This is a genomic window from Thioclava sp. NG1 (genome assembly GCF_003122275.1).
Classification (GTDB): Bacteria; Pseudomonadota; Alphaproteobacteria; order Rhodobacterales; family Rhodobacteraceae; genus Thioclava; species Thioclava nitratireducens.
This window is the reverse complement of record NZ_QFBB01000014.1, coordinates 23,728-41,613: the sequence shown is the minus strand read 5'-3', so window position 1 is coordinate 41,613 and position 17,886 is coordinate 23,728. Positions and strand designations below refer to the sequence as shown.

The following is a 17,886-nucleotide window of genomic DNA, read 5'->3' as shown; positions in this document are numbered from 1 at the left end:
GACAGTCAAGCTTTACAACTTGGGCTACTGCTTGATCTCAGGTTCAACGAGCCGGGCAAGGTTCTCCAGTGACTGTTGCCAGCCGAGGTAGCAAGCCTCGACCGGGATAGCGTCTGGCACCCCGGCCCATATTTCCCATTGGGTGGCCGAACATCCGGGCGAAGATCGGCGCCACGACGAGGATGCCGATGATTTCGAAACTCACCGCTTGGTGGATAGGGTCTGGATGTTGAGCATGAAAAGTCTTCGTATACAGGACAGGCGGTTCATGGAGATCTTGTGATCGGGCGAGATTGTCCGCTCGCTGCACCCCCGGTGGTCCTGGGTGTGGCTTCGACCCTCTTGCTGTTTGTTGAGCACCTGTGAGCCCAGCGCTTTACCTTCTCGATAAGATGATTCAGAGCTGAAGCGTCGATTGCCGAGCAGATCTCTAAACGAGGAGAGGCGAGTTGGGCTTAGGGGTGCTTCATTGCCGCAATGACACGCGTTTGCAATTCTGAGGGCAGGGTGTCTATCGCGCGTGCAATGGCAACGAGGTCCTGTCGTGCGGCATGCAGCTGGTCAAGGAGCGACATCACGATCGCCAACGCCGTTTCGTCGAGGTCAAGATCATGGGAAAGATCGCATAATAGCTCCAACCGCGCGATGTCGACGCGGCGAAAAATAAAACCAGTTTCGCCCTTTGCCGGTCGAACGAGTTCGCCTTCGATAAAGTTCAAGAGCTGGCTTCTTGTGAGCCGTGTGACGTTGGAAATCACGTCCTCTTCGGAAAACCTGTCCGTCATGCGCTGGCCCTCTTCATCAAATCAACACGCGGATCGAAGCGATGTGTCTTGCGCCACTCGGTGAGGAAATTGCGCAGGTCCTCGTCAATGCTTGGCGGTGTCACGATCTTCAGCTCAACCCGCTGATCACCCTTGGTTTTGCGCTTCGCGTTGGCGATGCCACGTCCACGCAAACGAAAGACCTGGCCCGAATTCGCACCCGCTGGGATCGTGAGCCCAACGGGGCCGTCAATGGTCGGTGTCGTGACTTTGCCGCCGAGAACGGCCTCTTCGATAGTGATGGGGAGCGTTACCAGGATATCATCGCCGTCTCGCTCGAACACCGGATGAGCCCCGACCAGAACGGTGATCAACGCATCCCCCGCAGGAGCACCGCCATAGCCAGGCGCCCCCTTGCCGCGCAACCGAAGTGTCTGGCCGTCTTCAGTGCCCCGTGGGATCTTGACTGTCAGGCTTTGTCCATCGGGTAGCGTGATGTGGGTTTCCGCTCCGCGCGCAGCATCCAGAAACGGCACGTTGAGCGAATAGCGCGCGTCGGCGCCGCGCGCGGAAAAACCACGGTCGCCGAAGTAGCCAGCGCCAGACCGTCCGCGATTGCGCAATATGTCAGCGAAGATATCTGCCGGATCGACATCCGGTCCAAACCCGCGCTGTCGCTGATAGGTATTGTCGGATGAGCCCGAGAAATCACGGTAATACTGGCGCTGCGGACGTTCTGCACCGAGGCCATCGATTTCTCCGGCGTCGTAGCGCGCACGGGTTTCGGGATCTTTCAGGATATCGTAGGCGGCCGATATCGCCTTGAACCGCGCTTCGGCTCCTGCGTCATCCGGGTGCAAATCAGGATGGCTTGTCCGCACAAGTTTGCGATACGCCTTCTTGATTTCGTCAGCTGTGGCGGCCTTGGTCAGGCCAAGGACTTTGTATGGATCATCGGGCATCCAGGTTTCCTGTTCGGCGAGCGATGCATCGTAAGACAGAGCGCGTGCGAAAATGCGTTCACTTGTCGTTGGATGCCACGAGAAGAGGTCTTAGGTCCGTGATCCACGTCAATGTGGAAATGCCGTGAGCTGAGCGATGTGGGGCCAATCGGCTGCGAACTCAGGGCAAACGCGGCGCGCGAGGAGGCTGCCACCGATGAGGGAGTCTTGACCCAGAGCCAGGATCAAGACGTCTCAATAAGCATTCAGGAAAATGGCTGGTGCTGAACGTCGACTGATCAGCCCCGTCTCTTGGGAGCGGCCATCAGGCAGGTTCACTCGGGGAGCGGGGAAATCAGTTAACTCGGCGCAGCCGTTTATTTCGTCACAGCCTGTTTTGCGCCGGCTTTGACAGGGGTCGGATTTGTCGGCGCACGACGAAAACCGACGCCTTTCCGGAAGCCTTTCTTGGCGGGCTGGCTCAGGAAATCCTTGAGGTCGAGTTGTTTCTTTTGAGGGGAATAGCCCATGATCGTTCTCCGCGTAGACAGGTGAATTTTGAACCCGCCCGCACATCCTGATCCGGAATGCCGGATGGGTGGTTCTACAGATGTTTCGAACCTGGACTGCGCAAAGGTATTCGAGCAGAGAAGACTCTCGCCACATGGGCGCGTTCGCGGACCGGAAGACACCGGTCCGCGAACGGTTTTATCAGGCGAGTTCGAGATCCTTGGCGGATTCCCGACCGTCGCGGCCGGTTTCGATCTCGAAGGTCACTTTCTGACCATCGTCGATCTGGGAAAGGCCCGCCCGTTCGAGCGCGCTGATGTGCAGGAACACGTCCTTGCGACCGTTCTCGGGTTGGATAAAGCCGAAGCCTTTGCCGGGGTTGAACCATTTCACGGTGCCATTGGCCATCGTGTCGTCTCCTTGTTTGGAAATCGCCCGCAGGATGCGGCAGGTCGGCCGGTCAGATCGAAAAGCAAACTGAGGCCGATGAAGGAGACAGGGTGCGGTCGGAATAACGAAGCTCCCTATAAATGGGGCGGGCGGGCGGCGATACAAGGTGCAACCGAGAAATGAGATGAGAAATGCGTCTTTCAACCCAGATGCGCATTCGGGGCTGAGGACGGGCGACCTTTCTCGATATCGAGAAAGGTCTCGACCTGCGCGCTCACTTCCGCGGCGGGAGGCCCGGACGGGATCACCAGCAAGTATGCGCCCGTGCCCTTGCGCCAGACTATGTCCCCATTCTCCACGAGCGGCATGGTCTGCTTGCGGTGAAGCGAAAGGGCCATCAAAAAGCTTCGATCACATAGCCTGCAGCCTTGGTGCTTCGCGCGGCGGGCCCCGTTGCGGACGGGGTGCCGCAGGGGCTAACCGGTCAGGCCGCAAGTGCGCGAGCCGCTGGTTCAAATGGCACGAAGCCCGCAGTGCCTGCGGCGCCGAGGAAGGCGCTGCGCGCATCGCCCACGGAGCCCAGGCAGTCCATCGCGGCCTCGATGCGTCCGATCGCATGGTCTTGCGCGGTGTCGGCGACGGGCCACTTCTTGCGAAGCCAGTAATGCACCTGTTCGATGGTGCTGAAGTTCTTTACGTCGCCTTCGGGCGACACGACGAGAGAGATGGGTTTGCCCCAGTAAATTTCGATCATGTTTCGTATCTTTCCAAGAGTGCGTGAAGGGACCAGTCTGACTGGTCGCGCGATCACGGAGGCACGGTGCGGGCGAGGCCTGCGCCATGCGGTGAATTGGGTCGACGCGCGGTATTGCGCGCCAGATGTCTTTCCGTTCGGATCGTGACGCGTCAGCGTCAACGCGCGCGGTTCACGATCCGGCACTTTCGATGTGCGCAGCTCGCGGCGAACCCGCAAGGGGTGGAATATGTGCAATCGCCCAGAGCCCGCGAGGCATGGTTGCTGAGAGGCTGGTCTGCTCGAAAGGCGTCACGGCGCTATGGGCCGGGTGTGGCTCCTTTTCCTTGTGCCGCCTTCGAAAACGCCCGGCCCGACAAAGCTCAAGATCGTCGCTGAGCCGGAAGGAACAGGGTCCGAGAATTAAGATATGCAAGGTCACAGATAAGCGATCGGCGCCGCGATTGCGAGGAAATTGCAGTGCGCGCCCGCGTTTTCGCACAACAGATTGATTGTGCCCGATATTAATCGGCTTTCGTCAGGGGGAGGCCGGGTAGCGCGATGGAGCGCCGCGCATTTCCTTTGCTATATGGGCCAAAGTGGCGTAGACAGATCGAGCTACGTTATTCCCTTCTGCAACCTGTCTCCCTACTTGGCTTCAGTCTGCCTTATTGAATTGACTGAGCCGGGCTGTCGCATTCCGCGGACCGCATTATTTGAGGAGACATCACGATGGCCAATGGCACCGTGAAGTGGTTCAACCAGACCAAAGGCTTCGGCTTTATCGAAGCGAAGACCGGTGGACGTGATATTTTCGTCCACATTTCGGCCCTCGAGCGCGCGGGTCTCTCGCAGCTCGATGACGGACAGGCCGTCACCTACGAGATCGAAACCGGACGCGACGGGCGTGAGTCCGCCTGCGATCTCGCGCTCGGCTGAACGCAAAGGTTCCATATCCGGCCCGGTGGGCCGGATTTCGCAACCAAGGAGGGCATATGCCCCGCAATTACAATGTGGACGGCTTTTTCCGTGATCTGCCCAAGAAAGCCACGACGGCTCAGGACAAAACGGATGCTGCAGTGCGCCTCATCCGTGACGATGACGCCGAGAAAAGAGCGGAGCTGACCGCGACCTTGCGCGCGGCGCGCATGGAGCGGGATGCGGACGAAAGTGCCGCGGCAGAGGCTCCGCGCGGGAAGAAGCCGCGACGCTGACCGGATATTTCGGTCATCCACAGGAATTTCCCGAGTATCTCTCGGGGATTAAAGGGAGGGCCGAAATATGGCTGTCGAAAAAATGCCTGCGGGCAAGAAGTCCCAGACGAAGGACCACGCGCATTCCAAGGGCCATGCAGCCCTTGCTTGGCACCACTTCTTCCGGAGTTTGTCCGAAGAAAAGATATCGGACGAGCGCAGCGCCCTGACGGGCGGTGTTCAGGAATAGTCTTCCCTGAAAATAGGGACCGGAGTTCCTGGCAAGAGGGCTGAGCGATGTGAGGTTTCACAAGAACTTAACGATGCTCGCCTCACGACTTGTCGGGAGGCAAAGCGGCGGGAGGAAACTCCTGCCGCTTCGCTTATTTAGATGATAGGTCATTCGGCAGTCAGAACTCAAATCCGAGAACCGGATAGAGCGACCCGACGAGCAGAGCGGCCATCGTGAAATTGAAGACCCGCAAGCGGAACGGGTTCGACAACCAACGCCGAACGACCGTTCCGAGCCACGCCCAAACGGAAATCGACGGGAAGCTGACAAGCGCAAAGGCACCGGCCACGATGGCAACGGACAAGAAAGAGCCATCGGGCGCATAGAGCGTCACTGCCGAGAGGCACATCGCCCAGGCCTTGGGATTCACCCACTGGAACATCGCTGCCTGAAAGAAGGACATCGGCCGACTGTTCGCCTCCTGCCGGTCGAGTGGCGCCGCCGTCGCGATCTTCAGGGCAAGCCAGAGCAGGTAGCCCAGCGAGAGAACCTCGAGAATGGTGCTCAGCGCGGGCACTGCCTCGAAAAGCGCGATCATGCCGAGACCGACGAGCAGTGCCATCACCGAGACGCCGCCGGCAATGCCGAGCATATGCGGCAGAGTCCGTCGGAAGCCGAAATTTGCTCCGGAGGCCATCAACATGAGATTGTTGGGGCCCGGCGTAACCGTGGTGACGAAAGCAAAGCTCACAAGGGCCATCAGGAGGGTAAGGGGCATTGCGCTTGTCCTATCGAGTTTTACGGCGCAATATTAAGGCCGCTTCGGCGCAATGTTTCGCCTGAAATGACGTTGAATTGGGTATTCGAGCAATAAATGACCGAACTGGACGCAATGGAGCGGAAAATATTGCGAGAGCTGGCTCGCCACGGACGGATCAGCAACGTGGCGCTGGCGGATCGTGTCGGACTTTCGCCCTCTGCCTGCCTGCGGCGCGTGCAGGAACTCGAGCGGAGCGGCGTGATCCGTGGCTACCGGGTCGTCACCGATCCTGAGCGAATGGGACGAGGCCTTGCGGCTTATGTCATGGTTGGTCTGTCCTCGCACACGAAGGCTGCCCAGGAGGGGTTCGAACGGGCGATGGCAATCGCGCCCGAGGTGGTGGAATGTCACAATATCGCGGGCGCTTTCGAGTATCTGTTACGCGTCGAAACCGCCGATCTCGCCGATTACAAGCGCTTCCACACCGAAGTTCTCGGCACGCAATCGCATGTGCGCGCGATTACCTCCTATATCGTAATGGACAGCTCCAAGGACGAACGGGCTGCTTGAGGCGGGGCTCTGCCGAGCGCGGTGAGCGCGAAAGACGCGCGGCTTGTGTTCGCGCAGCGGCGGATTAAGTGGAAGGGGCAAATGCGCTTTATGTGAACTTCCCGCGCCGGCGCTCGGACACCGGGGTTCAAATCCACCGTATTTCAAGGGATCTTCGATGCTCGCTCCCGACGACCCTTTTCGCGATGATGTTCGCCAGATCAGTCGGATCAGCGAGATCCCTCTTATACTCGACGCCTGCCGCGCCGCGACGGGCATGGGCTTCACCGCGATTGCACGCGTGACAGAGGATCGCTGCGTCACCTGTGCGTCGCTCGACGAGGTCGATTTCGATTTGCTGCCAGGCGACGAACTCGATGTTGGCGCGACGATATGCCAGCAGGTCCGAGGCGGGAGAGCGACGATTTCCGTCCCTGATGTCGAGGCGAGCGAGGCCTACCGCGATCACGAGGTCCCGAAGCGATATGGAGCGAAGAGCTATATCTCGGTGCCGATCATCCGCACCGACAATCGCTTCTGGGGCACGCTTTGTGCGATTGATAAGGCCCCGAGCGAGATCACCAAGGAGGCCGAGAAGCTGTTCGAGCTCTTTGCCCAGCTGATCGCGCTGGAACTCGACCGGCAGGAAGAATTGGAAATGGGGCGCGCAACCTTGGCCTCGGAACGGGATACGGCCCGTTTGCGCGAAGAGTTCATCGCCATCGTCGGACACGATCTGCGAAACCCTATCGCGGCCGTTTCCGCGGGCCTGCGAATGATGGCAGAGCGGGATTTGTCGTCCGAGCGGACGTCTGATCTGATTCTCGAAATGCAGCGCGCCCTGACGCGGGCAAACCAGATCATCACGAACCTGATGGATTTTGCCAGAGGGCGTCTCGGCGCGGGCATAGAGGTGCGTAACCTTCGCCCGGTGAATCTCGGGCCCGTGTTTTCCGACGTGGTGAACGAGATCAAGCAGGTGGCCACTCAGCCGCTCGAGAGCGATATCGACCTGCCAAATCCGATCGTCGCGGATCCGCTGCGCCTCGGGCAATTGCTGTCGAACCTGTTGGGCAATGCAGTGACGCATGGCGACCGAAGCCAACCGATTCAGGTGCGGGGCTTTGAAAGAAGCGGCGAATTGTTCCTCTCGGTCAATAACCGAGGCGCGCCGATCCCAGATGCGGTTCGGGCTTCATTGTTTCAGCCCTTTTCGCGACCCGGAAAGCAGAGCAGCCTGCAGGGATTGGGGCTCGGTCTTTACATCGCGGCCGAAATCGCGCGGGCCCACGATGGAGAGTTGACCGTCGAGTCCACCGCGTCAGCCGGCACGACCTTCACGCTGCGGATGCCGTTTCAGGCGCAATAGAGGATATTGAGAGTTTTTCGTCAGGTGACGGCCGCGGCGAGCTCGCCGGGGCTGATCGGTTTTGACACAAAAGCACTGCGCTTGGGGAGGTCTAATGTTTCGGGCGCTGCGTGCCCCGACATGATGATGATCTGGCACGCGGAAAATCTGCGCCGCACCTCATGCGCGAGTCCCACTCCGTTCATCTTGCCTGGCATGTCGATATCGGTAATTAGCAGGTCAATTTCATGCCGAGCTTCTAGCAGGTTGAGTGCAGCATCAGCGGAGTTCGCCTCGATCACATCGTAGCCCAGTTCTTCGAGCCCGAGAACGAGATCCATCCTTATGATGGCCTCGTCCTCGACCACGAGCACCTTGATTGCTTCATTGCGCATCGTTTCACCTTGGTGCCTGAGGAAAAGGTGCGCTTTGCCGAGACACAGGGACAATACGCGATTGCGATAGAGCAACTTGTGGTCAGAAGACCTTGGCCAACGCTATCGCACATCTGCGGTTCCCTGGCGAATTTAATATTTATCTATTTTGGGAGCGTGTTCAGCGGGACATGCCCGCTGCCTCGCCACATGGGGCCAAGAAACGCCGGAACAAAGCAGGAGCGATTTCTCCCGCGACTTTGTCTTCCATCGTCACGCGATCCGTTCGCGTCGTTGCGGCGGAAAGATCGTGTCGTATCCCCAAGTGAAGAAGAAGGCGTAGACGAGATAGAAGCCCGCAAAAGACGCTTCCATCACGAGGATGGTCAGCAAGGAGGTCTCGAGCCACCATGCGAATATCGGAAGAAGCAGCGCGAGAAGGGTCGTCTCGAAAAGCACCGCGTGAACGACCCGGAGTGATATCGTCTTGCGGACATCCCCGCGACGCCAGATCAGGGCATGATCGAAGGCCAGGTTGAAAAGGTAGTTCCAGGCGGTGGCTGCGGTCGCCCCGAGAACGACCAGCACGCCCATATCTCCCATGGGGTGATCGAAGACCCAGGCGAAGAGTGGCGTCACGATGAGGATGCCGATGATTTCGAAACTCACGGCTTGGCGGATACGGTCTGGGGTGCTGCGCATGAAAAGTCTTCGTTAGGTCAGGCGGTCCAGCGGGCAGACCGTGTGCTCGGGCGGGGGGCGGGTCTCCCCTATGGTGGGTCCCGCGTGCTGGCTTTTCAAGCCGGACCCGACGCTGGTCGCGCCGGCCCGCAATTCAGCCATTCATGAAAGCTAGCTATGGTCTGTCGTATAGCTAGCTTTACGCCTCAGAATCTGGCGTCAGTTTTGCAGATGCGTTTCTGCTCGTTTTCTGGTCTGCCGAGCATCCTCTCAAATGTCAGCTTTCAAATGGGGGGTGCTCAATAAACGATATGCCACATCGCGAACCGCGAACTTCTAGACTGTTTATTGAGCATTTGCGGTCCAGGTGCTTTACGTGCTCGATCATATACCTTCCTAGCGTCATGTAGCGTTAATCGAGCTCCAGGGGTGGCCTCTGCGGCTCCCACCGCGCGCCGGATCTTTTGACGCCTTGCCCTGGGGATGCCCGGAGATGGTCAGTGGTCTGAAGGCGACCAATGTCCCAGACACAGGTGTCCACCTCGAATGCTTCAGGCCGCGGCCGCCAAGCTCGATTGAAGACCCGAACCTGCGCTCTTTCCCACAAGCGCCGGCCCGTAACGGATTTTTTCTGCATTTTAATCATGGACATCCTCGTGTTCCGGCGTGTTTGCGCTCATGAATTTCGGAGTTTTGGCGTGGTTTTTCCGAGCCCGGTCGCTCTCCGGAACGGCCATTACGCCGTCGTGTTGTCTTCCTGCCGACTGATGGTCGGCTCGTAAATCGGAAGGAGACTACTTATGACCTATAGCCTCAAATCGATCGCCCTCGTCGGCCTTCTCGCCTCTGCGGCTCCCGTTGCGGCCTTGGCCCAGGATAGCAACGCCGCTGCCGGCGTTTCGACTGACATGGGCGGCAGCGCTTCGGTCGCTGCGCAGGGTGCGGGCACCGATGTTGGCGTGAATGTGGATACGGGCGCCTCGGCGGATGCGGGCACGACCTCGGGTATGGGCCAAGGCGAGGCGGTGAAGACCTACGGTCAGCTCATCGCGGACCTGAAGGCGAACGGTGCCGCCTCCACCGATCAGTTCTCCGATTATCAGGTCGGCACCGATGGTGAGGTGGAGATCGTCGCGCTGTCGGACCTACAGGGCAAAGGTGCCGAGAATGGCTCCGCGGCTCTGAAGAACGCGGCCGGGTCCGATGTGGACGCCGATTACAGCCAGCTGCCGGACGGCGTGTTCGAAGGCACCGGCTACACCGCAGATGACGTCGAAACCGCATTCATCGATACCGATGGCAACCTGGTCGTCGTGGTCAACGGCAACGCCTGATCGACCCTCACACCTAAATCCTCCCCGGAGCCCCTCGTCGCACGCGGCGGGGGGCTTTCTCATGTTGCGCTCGTCTACGCGAGCGCAACTGCGGTTTTTCGCAAATAGGCTTGCAGCAACTCCGCTCTCCCGAAATACAAACGCCCGCACGAGTGCGGGCGTGCCCATGCGCATCTTGCACAGATTTGCAGTTTTGGCTTGGAATATAATTTGACGCCTGATCGAGCCCAATACTCCCGCGTCGTCTTCGAGGCCGCCGAGTCGCCCTCGATTTGAAGCCGGCTTTCGCTCATTTCTCGCTGGGCCGGCTCAACACGCGCAGCTTCGCCTCCGATCCCGAACAGGCCATCCTGCATTGCAATGAGGCGATCCGGCTCGATCCGAACTACCTCGACGCCTTCCCCTATCGCTTACTGATTACGACCTAGGGGCAGATTGCAATCTCGACGAGGCCGAGTGGATGGCGGTGGAATACGAGTCTCTAGGGCGTTCGGCGACCGTCTCGGCCCTTCTCGAGAGCGCATCCGTTCAAGACGCGGTTTGTCGTGCGCGGTTTGCCGAAGGGCTTCGCAAGGCGGGTCTTGCCGAAGAATGAGCGTTGAAAACCCGCGCGATAAGGGGAGGCAGGCGCTTAGCCGCCGAACTCCTTGCGCGCCGTCGTCGCGGCTGCGTGCAGGTGGGTCCGCATCGCTGTCTCCGCCCAATCCGGGTCGCCCGAGCAGATCGCGTCGGCGATTTCCTGATGATGCGCGGCGGAGCGCTGGATCGCCGCCTCGTCATAGCTTTGGAATGTCCGCGCGACGAGGGCGAGGTTTACTACGAGAGACAGCATCGCCTCCAGCCGCGGCGAGCGCGAGGTGGCGAGGATCAGTTGGTGGAACTCCCGGTTCGCCTCGGTGATCTCCTGGAAATCCGCATCGCCGCGCGGCGGCACATGGTCGGCCATGCGCTTGGCCAGGCGCTGCAACTCGGCGCATTCGGCTGCGTCGGCAAAGCCTGCGGCGCGTTTCGCGGCATAGGATTCCAGCAGCAGGCGGATCTGGAAGATCTGCTCGATCTCGTCGGGGCCGAGGCCCACGACGCGCAGGCCGGGGCCTGCCTCGCGGGTCAGCAACCCTTCGAGCAAGAGCCGCTTTACCGCCTCGCGGATCGGCGTGCGAGACATCTTCAGGCTCTGCGCGATTTCGGCCTCGGTGACACGCTCGTTCTCGGCGTAATGGCCCGAAAATATTCGTTTCCGAATGGCAAGATAGGCCTGCTCGGCGGCGCCGATTTTTTCGCCGCTTTCCTCCTTGTGTCCCATTCCCCCCTCCTTCGCCGGATCAGGCGGTCTGAGGCTTCGGGAAGCCGCCTGCTTTCATGAGCATCCCCGGCACCGTGTGCCCCACGGCCTCTTCGAGGGCCTTCGCTGTCTCGATCGCCTTGTCCAGATCGTATCCGGTTGTAATACCGGAGCGTTCGAACATGTAAACAAGATCCTCACTCGGGACGTTGCCGGTCGCGCGCGGTGCGAAAGGGCAGCCGCCGACACCGCCGAGCGCCGCATCGAAGGAGCGCACGCCCGCCTCAAAGCCCGCCCATGCATTCGCCAGCCCTGTATTGCGGGTGTTGTGGAGATGCAGGCGGATCGGCAGGTCGGGGTAGCGCTCGCGCACAGCCGCTACGCGCTCTGTGACGTCGCGCGGCGAGGCTACGCCGATCGTGTCAGCTAAGGTCAATTCGTCGGGCGCGGTCTCCATAACCTTATCGAGCACCCAAGTGAGCCGCGATACCGGAACCTCGCCCTCGAAAGGACAGCCGAAGCCCGCGGCGAAGGTCACATTGGTCTTCTGCCGTCCCTTCGCGCCAGCGGCGATGTCGCGCCATTGCGCGATGCCCTCCTCGGTCGTCATGCCCTGATTGCGCTGGCTGAACGTGTCGCTGAGGACGATCGCGTAGTTGATCTCGTCGACGCCAGCGGCCTGCGCGCGCAGGAAGCCGCGATGATTTAGCACCAGCCCTATATAGCGCATCCCGTCTCGGGGGAGTCGTGCGCAGATTTCCTCGGCATCGGCCATCTGCGGCACCTTCTTGGGATTAACGAAGCTGGTGATCTCCACCCGGCGCGCGCCGGCGCCGATAATGCCCTTCAAAAGCTCCAATTTTGTATCCACGGAGAGGGTCCGCTTCTCGTTTTGGATACCGTCTCTCAGGGAAACATCCACAATTTCAACGCTATTACTCAAGATTTCGCCCTCCCGAAGAAAAATTGTTGCCACGCAACTCCAAAAATGTATGCATTATTTCCGAGGAGAGTCGAGTCCGCTTCGGTGGGCCGATGTGAGGAAGAGGAAGATATACCCTATGGCCACGAAGGCAGAAACCGCGCGCAGCGGGCCGCTCAATGATGTTCGCGTGCTCGAGATGGGGCAATTGCTTGCAGGGCCATTCTGCGGGCAGCTGCTTGCCGATTTCGGCGCCGAGGTCATCAAGTGCGAGCAACCCGGCTCCGGCGATCCGCTACGGGTCTGGGGGCAGGAAAAGCCCTACGGGAAATCGCTCTGGTGGCCGGTCGTCGCGCGCAACAAGAAGTCGCTGACGCTGAACCTGCGCACCGAGGAGGGGCAGGAGATCGTGCGCGAGCTGATCCGCTCGACCGACATCCTGATCGAGAACTTCCGCCCCGGCACGATGGAGCGCTGGAACCTCGGCTATGAAGATCTGAAGAAGATCAATCCGCGCCTGATCATGGTGCGCGTCACCGGCTTCGGCCAGAGCGGACCATATTCCAAGCGCGCAGGCTATGGCGCGATTGGCGAGGCGATGGGCGGGTTGCGCTACGTCGTCGGCGATCCCTCGACGCCGCCGAGCCGCATGGGCATCTCGATCGGCGACGAACTCGCGGCGGTCTATGCCTGCATGGGCGCACTGATGGCTCTGCATGCGCGTGAGCGGACCGGGCAGGGCCAGGTCGTCGATAGCGCGATCTACGAGGCGGTTCTGGCGATGATGGAAAGCACGGTCAGCGAATATGATGTCGCAGGCTACGTGCGTCAGCGCACGGGCGCGACCCTGCCGAATGTCTCGCCTTCGAACGTCTTCGAGACCCGCGACGACAAGTTGCTGCTGATCGCGGCCAACCAGGACACGGTGTTCCGCAGATTGGCGGCCGCGATGGGACAGCCCGAGCTCGCCGAGGACGAGCGCTACGCGACCCACTCGGCGCGCGGCAAGAACATGCGTGCGCTCGACGGCAAGATCAACGAATGGACCAAGACACTCGATCTCAAGCCGCTTGAGGAGTTGCTGCACGAACATGGTGTGCCCTGCGGTCTGATCTACAGCGCGGCTGAAATGATCGACGATCCGCATTTTCAGGCGCGCGAGGCGATCGTGGAGCTGCCGCATCGCGATTTCGGCTCGATCAAGATGCAGAACGTCGCGCCACGCCTGTCCGACACCCCCGGCGAGATCCGCCATGTCGGGCCGGAACTGGGCGAGCACACGGAGGAAATTCTGGGAGGTGAGCTTGGCATGAGCTCCGACCGTATCGCGGAGCTGCGCGAGGCGGGGATCGTCTGAGCTTTTAGTTCGGCGCGTGCCGTGGAGGAGCAGCGCGCGTCGGGCATTGATGGCATTTCGCCAGACAAAAGGCCGGCAAAGAGGTCGGCACTCATTGGGAGGACTATCATGAAATCTTACGCAATTGCTGCGATGCTCGTCGGCAGCGCGCTGATCGGCACCACTGGACAGGCGATGGCCGAAAAGACCCTGCGCGCGACCGTTCAGGTGTCGGTCGATCATCCGATCGGAGCGAACCTCGTGACCTTCAAGGACGAGGTTGAGAAGGTCTCAGGCGGCGATATCAAGGTCGAGATCTATGATAGCGCGCAGCTCTTCAAAGGGAGCGAGGTCCCGAAAGCAGTGGCGAGCGGCGCGATCGACATGGGCGTCGTGCTGGCGGACGAGTATTCCGGCACCGTCCCCGCCGCCGGCATCTTCAGCGAGCCCTTCCTGTTCCCGAGCTATGATGTGCTCGCCAAGGCGGCCGAGCCCGACAGCCCGGTGCGCAAGACCTTCGACGAGCTGATCGGCAAGACCGGGACGAAGGTTCTCTGGTGGCAGGATTACGGCCCGGTCCAGATTCTCTCGAAGGACGAGCCGATCCGCACCCCCGCCGACATGAAGGGCAAACTGGTGCGTGCTCTGGGCAAGCCCTCGGGCGACTTCATCGAGGCTGTCGGCGGCACGCCGGTCGTGATGGGCGGCTCCGAGCAGTTCATGGCCTATCAGCGCGGCACCGTCGATATCGGCATGAGCGGCACGACCGCCACAAAATCGCGCAAGCTCTATGAAGTGATGAACAACGTTACGATGACGAACCACGCGCTGGCCGAGTTCATCGTTGTCATCAATCCCGATGTCTACGCGTCGCTGAGCGACGAGGAGAAGGGCTGGGTCGATCAGGCCGCGCATGATGCCGAGATGTCGATGCGGGCCAATACCCGGCAGGAGAACGAGGATGCCGCGAAATGGCTGCAAGAAAGCGGCAACGCGACGGTGACCGACCTGACCGACGATGAGATGGAGCAGTGGCGCAAGGCTTCGGCCCCGGCGATCGATATCTATATCAAAGATGCGGGCGATGTCGGCCAGAAGTTGGTTGACGAAGTTCGCGCTCTCTATTGATCGCGTCCCCGCGCCATGATGGATGAGCATATTCCTCAGCGGCCGGAGCCCCCTTCAGGGGGCTCCGGTTCGCCGGACGGTCCGCGCGCGCTGCGGGCCGTCGACTCTGTTTCCTCCATCGCGGCATGGGGGGCGGATATCGCCATCGTCGCGATCTGCTGCATGGTCAGCTACGAGGCGCTTGCGCGCTATGTTCTGCACGCGCCGACGCGCTGGACGGCGGATGTCGCGACGACACTGATGCTGTGGCTGACCTTCATCGCGATGGCGCAAAGCCTGCGCCATCGGCGGATGATCCGGATCACCGCGCTGATCGCAAATCGCAGCCCCAATGTCGCTCGACTGGTGGAGCTGTTCTCGCTGGTCGTAATTGGCGGCTTCTCCGTCATGGCGGTCTGGCTCTGCTGGGGCGAGTTGATTGAAAGCTTCGAGATGGGGCGACGAACGGCGAGCATGCTGCAGATGCCGCAATGGATCGTGGAGGCGCCCGTCGTCGTGGGCTACGCATTGCTCGCGCTGCAGGCCTTCGCGGATGCAGCCCGGCTCTGGATGCGGCCGCCGCCCGAGTTCAGCCATGCTGAAGATCCGGAATTTCACGAAGACGAGGGGCAGGGCGCATGATCCCGGTTATGATTATCCTCGGCCTGATCGCGTTGCTGCTGACAGGGCTGCCGGTGGCTTTCGGCCTCGCCACCTTCGGCACGCTTCTGATCGTGCTCAAGGGGCTGCCGCTTGCGCTGATCCCCGCGAACCTCTTCGGCGGAGTAAATGACTTTGTCCTGCTCGCGGTGCCGCTGTTCCTGCTGATGTCCAACATCCTGCTGCGCGGCGGGGTAGGGCGCGATCTGTTCGTGGCGCTGCAAAGCTGGGTCGGCCATCTGCCCGGAGGGCTCGGCATCGCAGCGCTTCTATCCTGCGGTGTCTTCGCGGCGATCTCGGGCAGTTCGGTGACCACCGCCGCGACCGTCGGCACCGTCGCGATCCCGGAGATGACCAATCGCGGCTACGGCAAATCCTTCACGCTGGGGCTGCTTGCGGCGGGCGGCACACTGGGCATCCTGATCCCTCCCTCGATCCCGCTGATCGTCTACGGGGTGATCGCCGAGGAAAGCATCGGCAAACTTTTTCTCGCCGGGATCGGTCCGGGCCTCGCCCTGATCGTCGTCTTCGGTATCTACGCGGTGTTCGCCTCCACCATCGGTTCGCGCGCGAGCGCCACGCCGAAAGCTACCTGGCCCGAGCGCTTCCGGGCGAGCCGCCGGGCCATGCCGACCGCGATCCTTGCGGTGATCATGCTGGGCGGCATCTACTCCGGCGCTTTCACGCCCACCGAAGCCTCGGGCATCGGCGCCTCGGTCGCGCTGCTGATCACGGTGCTGCAACGCTCGCTCAGCTGGAAGGGCTTCCTTGCCGCGGTGCGGGATTCCGTCATGACGACCTCGGTGATCTTCCTTATCGTCATCGGCGCGAAGATCTTCGGTCGCGCGATCACCCTCTACCAGATCCCCGCGCAGGTTGCGCATATGTTCGAGATCGCCGGAGATAACCGCTGGGTCTTCCTGCTGATCGTGTCGATCATCCTGCTATTCGTCGGGCTGTTTCTCGAGAGCATGTCGATGCTGCTGATCATGGTGCCGGTGTTCCTGCCGACCGTGATCGGGCTGGGGATCGATCCGGTCTGGTTCGGCGTCTATTTCGTCCTGCTGATCGAAATCGCGCTGATCACGCCACCGGTCGGGCTCAATCTCTTCGTCATACAGGCGATCGCAAAAACCGGGATCGGCACGGTGATCAAGGGGGTGACGCCCTTCGTGCTGCTCATGCTGCTCGTCGCGGTGACGATGTGCCTGCTGCCCGGCCTCGCGCTTTTCATACCGTTTCGCTTGTGACCGGATCGGGCGGTGCGACATATTGCGGGGCCGCGACCGAAGCGTGGCCCGGACGCTCCGCCCGCGCGGGGCCGCGGGCGTGGCGCGGGATTTGTCGGGGTCGGGGAGGGCTGTGACAGTCTCGCGAAGACAGATGGTCAGGGAGAGACCAGAGGGAGGAGAATATGCGTCTTGGATTTTCACAGGATAGGCCCGCCGGATGATTGAACCTGTCATCGTGGTGATCGCCTTGATCGGCCTGATCGGCATCGGCGCGCCGATCTTTCTCGCGCTGGGCGCAAGCGGTCTGCTCGGTCTTTGGATGGCGCGCGGATCGCTCGCGTTTTTCTTCGCGCCGACGTCGTTTTTCGGCCAGCTCAACTCGTTCGAACTGATCGCGCTGCCGTTGTTCATCCTCATGGGCAACTTGCTGGGTGCAACGCCTGTGGGCAAGAACCTGTTCAAGGCGGCGGCGCTGTGGCTGCAATGGCTACGCGGCGGGCTGGCGATCGCGACCGTGGGTGCGTCTGCGATCTTCGGCGCGGTGTCCGGGGTTTCCGTCGCGGGTGTCGCGGCAGTGGGCTCCATCGCAGTGCCGCAAATGCTGGAGCGCGGCTATTCTCGCGGTCTCGCGGCTGGTTCGGTCGCCTCGTCGGGTGCGCTCGCGATGCTGATCCCGCCCTCGGTGCCCTTCATTATCTACGGCGCGGTGTCGGGCGTCTCGGTCGGCTCACTCTTCATCGGGGGTATCCTGCCCGGGATCGCGTTGGCGGCGGCGCTGTCACTCTACATCTATATCCGCGTGCGCCTGAAGCCCGAGCAAGCACCGCGCGAGGAAGGTCCCGCCCCGTCGATGGGCGAGAAATTTCGCTCGCTCGCCGGTATCTGGCACGCTTTGCTGCTGGTCGCGATCGTGCTGGGCTCGATCTATTCCGGCATCGCGACCCCATCCGAGGCCGCGGCCTTCGGGGCGTTGGGAGCCTTTCTCATCGCGGTTCTGGTGTTCCGCGCTCTGACATGGCGCAGCTTCGCGCTGATCCTGTCCTCCTCGGTCAAGGTTTCCTGCACGATCCTGCTGATCATCGGCTGCGCGAAGATTTTCGGCGATTACCTCAATCTCGTGCGGGTGCCCGAGATCGTGGCGGAGAGCTTGACCTCGACCAGCCTGCCGAACTGGGGGATCCTCGTGATCCTGATGCTGGCGCTGATCCTGCTGGGGATGCTGGTCGACGCGGTGTCGCTGATCGTGGTGACGACGCCGATCCTGCTGCCGCTGATCCAGACCTTGGGATACGACCCGCTCTGGTTCGGGATCATTCTGGTGATGAACCTCGAGATCGCGGTGGTCACGCCGCCGGTGGGGCTGAACCTCTACGCGCTGCGCGGGGTTTGTCCGATGCTCAGTGTCGAAGAAATCGTCCGCTCCATCGTGCCCTTCGTCGCGGTGCAATTCGTGATGCTGATGATCTTCGTGCTGTTTCCCGGGATCAGCCTCTGGCTGCCAAGCCTGCTGTGACCGGATCGTTGCTGCAAATTCAAAG

General features: G+C 61.0%; 23 protein-coding genes. 12 read left to right on the top strand and 11 right to left on the bottom strand.

What is annotated here, in order from left to right; genetic code table 11:
* Window positions 1-455: 455 nt before the first annotated feature.
* From DEM26_RS19055 to DEM26_RS19035, 6 genes are all read right to left on the bottom strand, one after another.
* Window positions 456-785 (bottom strand): chaperone modulator CbpM, encoded by a 330-nt coding sequence (locus DEM26_RS19055; protein WP_109173158.1) that lies wholly within the window; start codon window positions 783-785, stop codon window positions 456-458.
* A complete protein-coding gene (locus DEM26_RS19050; RefSeq protein ID WP_109173157.1) occupies window positions 782-1,726 on the bottom strand; it encodes a DnaJ C-terminal domain-containing protein in 945 nt (314 codons plus the stop codon). The genes DEM26_RS19055 and DEM26_RS19050 overlap by 4 nt, the downstream gene beginning before the upstream one ends.
* A gap of 356 nt (window positions 1,727-2,082) precedes the next feature.
* Entirely contained in the window at window positions 2,083-2,235 is a 153-nt protein-coding gene (locus DEM26_RS20485; RefSeq protein WP_157771556.1) for a hypothetical protein, read from the bottom strand.
* Window positions 2,236-2,416: 181 nt separating this feature from the next.
* Window positions 2,417-2,623 carry a cold-shock protein gene (locus tag DEM26_RS19045; protein ID WP_075777126.1) on the bottom strand — a complete coding sequence of 69 codons (207 nt, stop codon included), beginning with the start codon at window positions 2,621-2,623 and terminating at the stop codon, window positions 2,417-2,419.
* 182 nt (window positions 2,624-2,805) lie between these two features.
* Window positions 2,806-3,003, bottom strand: a complete 198-nt coding sequence (locus DEM26_RS19040) for a hypothetical protein (protein ID WP_109173156.1) — start codon at window positions 3,001-3,003, stop codon at window positions 2,806-2,808.
* An 86-nt stretch (window positions 3,004-3,089) separates the two neighbouring features.
* Window positions 3,090-3,359 carry a DUF982 domain-containing protein gene (locus tag DEM26_RS19035; RefSeq protein WP_088722097.1) on the bottom strand — a complete coding sequence of 90 codons (270 nt, stop codon included), beginning with the start codon at window positions 3,357-3,359 and terminating at the stop codon, window positions 3,090-3,092.
* A gap of 711 nt (window positions 3,360-4,070) precedes the next feature.
* Here DEM26_RS19035 and DEM26_RS19030 point away from each other — a divergent pair.
* The 3 genes from DEM26_RS19030 to DEM26_RS20480 all read left to right on the top strand — a co-directional run bounded on the left by DEM26_RS19030 (window position 4,071) and on the right by DEM26_RS20480 (window position 4,781).
* Window positions 4,071-4,277, top strand: a complete 207-nt coding sequence (locus tag DEM26_RS19030) for a cold-shock protein (RefSeq protein ID WP_075777127.1) — start codon at window positions 4,071-4,073, stop codon at window positions 4,275-4,277.
* Window positions 4,278-4,333: 56 nt separating this feature from the next.
* Window positions 4,334-4,552: a hypothetical protein gene (locus DEM26_RS19025; RefSeq protein ID WP_075777128.1), complete on the top strand. Its 219-nt coding sequence runs from the start codon at window positions 4,334-4,336 to the stop codon at window positions 4,550-4,552.
* Between the two features lie 67 nt (window positions 4,553-4,619).
* Window positions 4,620-4,781 (top strand): hypothetical protein, encoded by a 162-nt coding sequence (locus DEM26_RS20480; protein WP_158275169.1) that lies wholly within the window; start codon window positions 4,620-4,622, stop codon window positions 4,779-4,781.
* A 160-nt stretch (window positions 4,782-4,941) separates the two neighbouring features.
* On the opposite strand, the gene DEM26_RS19020 is transcribed toward DEM26_RS20480, so the two are convergent.
* Entirely contained in the window at window positions 4,942-5,541 is a 600-nt protein-coding gene (locus DEM26_RS19020; protein WP_109173155.1) for a LysE family translocator, read from the bottom strand.
* A gap of 96 nt (window positions 5,542-5,637) precedes the next feature.
* Between DEM26_RS19020 and DEM26_RS19015 the strand changes: the two genes are divergently transcribed.
* Both DEM26_RS19015 and DEM26_RS19010 read left to right on the top strand, forming a co-directional pair.
* Complete coding sequence (locus tag DEM26_RS19015; protein ID WP_109173154.1) at window positions 5,638-6,093, top strand: Lrp/AsnC family transcriptional regulator; 456 nt, start codon at window positions 5,638-5,640, stop codon at window positions 6,091-6,093.
* A gap of 157 nt (window positions 6,094-6,250) precedes the next feature.
* The gene (locus DEM26_RS19010; protein ID WP_109173153.1) at window positions 6,251-7,441 is read left to right on the top strand and encodes a GAF domain-containing sensor histidine kinase; all 1,191 of its coding nucleotides are present in this window, start codon (window positions 6,251-6,253) and stop codon (window positions 7,439-7,441) included.
* A 20-nt stretch (window positions 7,442-7,461) separates the two neighbouring features.
* On the opposite strand, the gene DEM26_RS19005 is transcribed toward DEM26_RS19010, so the two are convergent.
* Both DEM26_RS19005 and DEM26_RS19000 read right to left on the bottom strand, forming a co-directional pair.
* Complete coding sequence (locus DEM26_RS19005; RefSeq protein WP_109173152.1) at window positions 7,462-7,815, bottom strand: response regulator; 354 nt, start codon at window positions 7,813-7,815, stop codon at window positions 7,462-7,464.
* 252 nt (window positions 7,816-8,067) lie between these two features.
* Window positions 8,068-8,496, bottom strand: coding sequence for a PACE efflux transporter (locus DEM26_RS19000; RefSeq protein WP_109173151.1), 429 nt, complete (start codon window positions 8,494-8,496; stop codon window positions 8,068-8,070).
* A gap of 779 nt (window positions 8,497-9,275) precedes the next feature.
* Here DEM26_RS19000 and DEM26_RS18995 point away from each other — a divergent pair.
* Both DEM26_RS18995 and DEM26_RS20475 read left to right on the top strand, forming a co-directional pair.
* A complete protein-coding gene (locus DEM26_RS18995; protein WP_109173150.1) occupies window positions 9,276-9,809 on the top strand; it encodes a hypothetical protein in 534 nt (177 codons plus the stop codon).
* A gap of 272 nt (window positions 9,810-10,081) precedes the next feature.
* Window positions 10,082-10,237, top strand: a complete 156-nt coding sequence (locus tag DEM26_RS20475; RefSeq protein ID WP_158275168.1) for a tetratricopeptide repeat protein — start codon at window positions 10,082-10,084, stop codon at window positions 10,235-10,237.
* Between the two features lie 203 nt (window positions 10,238-10,440).
* On the opposite strand, the gene DEM26_RS18990 is transcribed toward DEM26_RS20475, so the two are convergent.
* Complete coding sequence (locus DEM26_RS18990) at window positions 10,441-11,112, bottom strand: GntR family transcriptional regulator (RefSeq protein WP_109173149.1); 672 nt, start codon at window positions 11,110-11,112, stop codon at window positions 10,441-10,443.
* A gap of 19 nt (window positions 11,113-11,131) precedes the next feature.
* Window positions 11,132-12,067 (bottom strand): hydroxymethylglutaryl-CoA lyase, encoded by a 936-nt coding sequence (locus DEM26_RS18985; RefSeq protein WP_255415044.1) that lies wholly within the window; start codon window positions 12,065-12,067, stop codon window positions 11,132-11,134.
* 85 nt (window positions 12,068-12,152) lie between these two features.
* On the opposite strand from DEM26_RS18985, the gene DEM26_RS18980 reads away from it, so the two are divergent.
* From DEM26_RS18980 to DEM26_RS18960, 5 genes are all read left to right on the top strand, one after another.
* Complete coding sequence (locus tag DEM26_RS18980) at window positions 12,153-13,370, top strand: CaiB/BaiF CoA transferase family protein (RefSeq protein ID WP_088724518.1); 1,218 nt, start codon at window positions 12,153-12,155, stop codon at window positions 13,368-13,370.
* 108 nt (window positions 13,371-13,478) lie between these two features.
* Window positions 13,479-14,477: a TRAP transporter substrate-binding protein gene (locus tag DEM26_RS18975; protein ID WP_109173147.1), complete on the top strand. Its 999-nt coding sequence runs from the start codon at window positions 13,479-13,481 to the stop codon at window positions 14,475-14,477.
* Window positions 14,478-14,492: 15 nt separating this feature from the next.
* Window positions 14,493-15,098, top strand: a complete 606-nt coding sequence (locus DEM26_RS18970; RefSeq protein ID WP_109173146.1) for a TRAP transporter small permease — start codon at window positions 14,493-14,495, stop codon at window positions 15,096-15,098.
* The gene (locus DEM26_RS18965) at window positions 15,095-16,366 is read left to right on the top strand and encodes a TRAP transporter large permease (RefSeq protein WP_199224708.1); all 1,272 of its coding nucleotides are present in this window, start codon (window positions 15,095-15,097) and stop codon (window positions 16,364-16,366) included. The genes DEM26_RS18970 and DEM26_RS18965 overlap by 4 nt, the downstream gene beginning before the upstream one ends.
* A 199-nt stretch (window positions 16,367-16,565) precedes the next feature.
* A complete protein-coding gene (locus tag DEM26_RS18960) occupies window positions 16,566-17,861 on the top strand; it encodes a TRAP transporter large permease (protein ID WP_088719272.1) in 1,296 nt (431 codons plus the stop codon).
* The last annotated feature ends 25 nt before the right edge of the window (window positions 17,862-17,886 follow it).

What these genes read in the sequence shown, in the direction of transcription:
- DEM26_RS19055 (WP_109173158.1), bottom strand. Translation starts at nt 785, where the DNA reads ATGACGGACAGGTTTTCCGAAGAGGACGTGATTTCCAACGTCACACGG.
- DEM26_RS19050 (WP_109173157.1), bottom strand. Translation starts at nt 1,726, where the DNA reads ATGCCCGATGATCCATACAAAGTCCTTGGCCTGACCAAGGCCGCCACA.
- DEM26_RS20485 (WP_157771556.1), bottom strand. Translation starts at nt 2,235, where the DNA reads ATGGGCTATTCCCCTCAAAAGAAACAACTCGACCTCAAGGATTTCCTG.
- DEM26_RS19045 (WP_075777126.1), bottom strand. Translation starts at nt 2,623, where the DNA reads ATGGCCAATGGCACCGTGAAATGGTTCAACCCCGGCAAAGGCTTCGGC.
- DEM26_RS19040 (WP_109173156.1), bottom strand. Translation starts at nt 3,003, where the DNA reads ATGGCCCTTTCGCTTCACCGCAAGCAGACCATGCCGCTCGTGGAGAAT.
- DEM26_RS19035 (WP_088722097.1), bottom strand. Translation starts at nt 3,359, where the DNA reads ATGATCGAAATTTACTGGGGCAAACCCATCTCTCTCGTCGTGTCGCCC.
- DEM26_RS19030 (WP_075777127.1), top strand. Translation starts at nt 4,071, where the DNA reads ATGGCCAATGGCACCGTGAAGTGGTTCAACCAGACCAAAGGCTTCGGC.
- DEM26_RS19025 (WP_075777128.1), top strand. Translation starts at nt 4,334, where the DNA reads ATGCCCCGCAATTACAATGTGGACGGCTTTTTCCGTGATCTGCCCAAG.
- DEM26_RS20480 (WP_158275169.1), top strand. Translation starts at nt 4,620, where the DNA reads ATGGCTGTCGAAAAAATGCCTGCGGGCAAGAAGTCCCAGACGAAGGAC.
- DEM26_RS19020 (WP_109173155.1), bottom strand. Translation starts at nt 5,541, where the DNA reads ATGCCCCTTACCCTCCTGATGGCCCTTGTGAGCTTTGCTTTCGTCACC.
- DEM26_RS19015 (WP_109173154.1), top strand. Translation starts at nt 5,638, where the DNA reads ATGACCGAACTGGACGCAATGGAGCGGAAAATATTGCGAGAGCTGGCT.
- DEM26_RS19010 (WP_109173153.1), top strand. Translation starts at nt 6,251, where the DNA reads ATGCTCGCTCCCGACGACCCTTTTCGCGATGATGTTCGCCAGATCAGT.
- DEM26_RS19005 (WP_109173152.1), bottom strand. Translation starts at nt 7,815, where the DNA reads ATGCGCAATGAAGCAATCAAGGTGCTCGTGGTCGAGGACGAGGCCATC.
- DEM26_RS19000 (WP_109173151.1), bottom strand. Translation starts at nt 8,496, where the DNA reads ATGCGCAGCACCCCAGACCGTATCCGCCAAGCCGTGAGTTTCGAAATC.
- DEM26_RS18995 (WP_109173150.1), top strand. Translation starts at nt 9,276, where the DNA reads ATGACCTATAGCCTCAAATCGATCGCCCTCGTCGGCCTTCTCGCCTCT.
- DEM26_RS18990 (WP_109173149.1), bottom strand. Translation starts at nt 11,112, where the DNA reads ATGGGACACAAGGAGGAAAGCGGCGAAAAAATCGGCGCCGCCGAGCAG.
- DEM26_RS18980 (WP_088724518.1), top strand. Translation starts at nt 12,153, where the DNA reads ATGGCCACGAAGGCAGAAACCGCGCGCAGCGGGCCGCTCAATGATGTT.
- DEM26_RS18975 (WP_109173147.1), top strand. Translation starts at nt 13,479, where the DNA reads ATGAAATCTTACGCAATTGCTGCGATGCTCGTCGGCAGCGCGCTGATC.
- DEM26_RS18970 (WP_109173146.1), top strand. Translation starts at nt 14,493, where the DNA reads ATGATGGATGAGCATATTCCTCAGCGGCCGGAGCCCCCTTCAGGGGGC.
- DEM26_RS18965 (WP_199224708.1), top strand. Translation starts at nt 15,095, where the DNA reads ATGATCCCGGTTATGATTATCCTCGGCCTGATCGCGTTGCTGCTGACA.
- DEM26_RS18960 (WP_088719272.1), top strand. Translation starts at nt 16,566, where the DNA reads ATGATTGAACCTGTCATCGTGGTGATCGCCTTGATCGGCCTGATCGGC.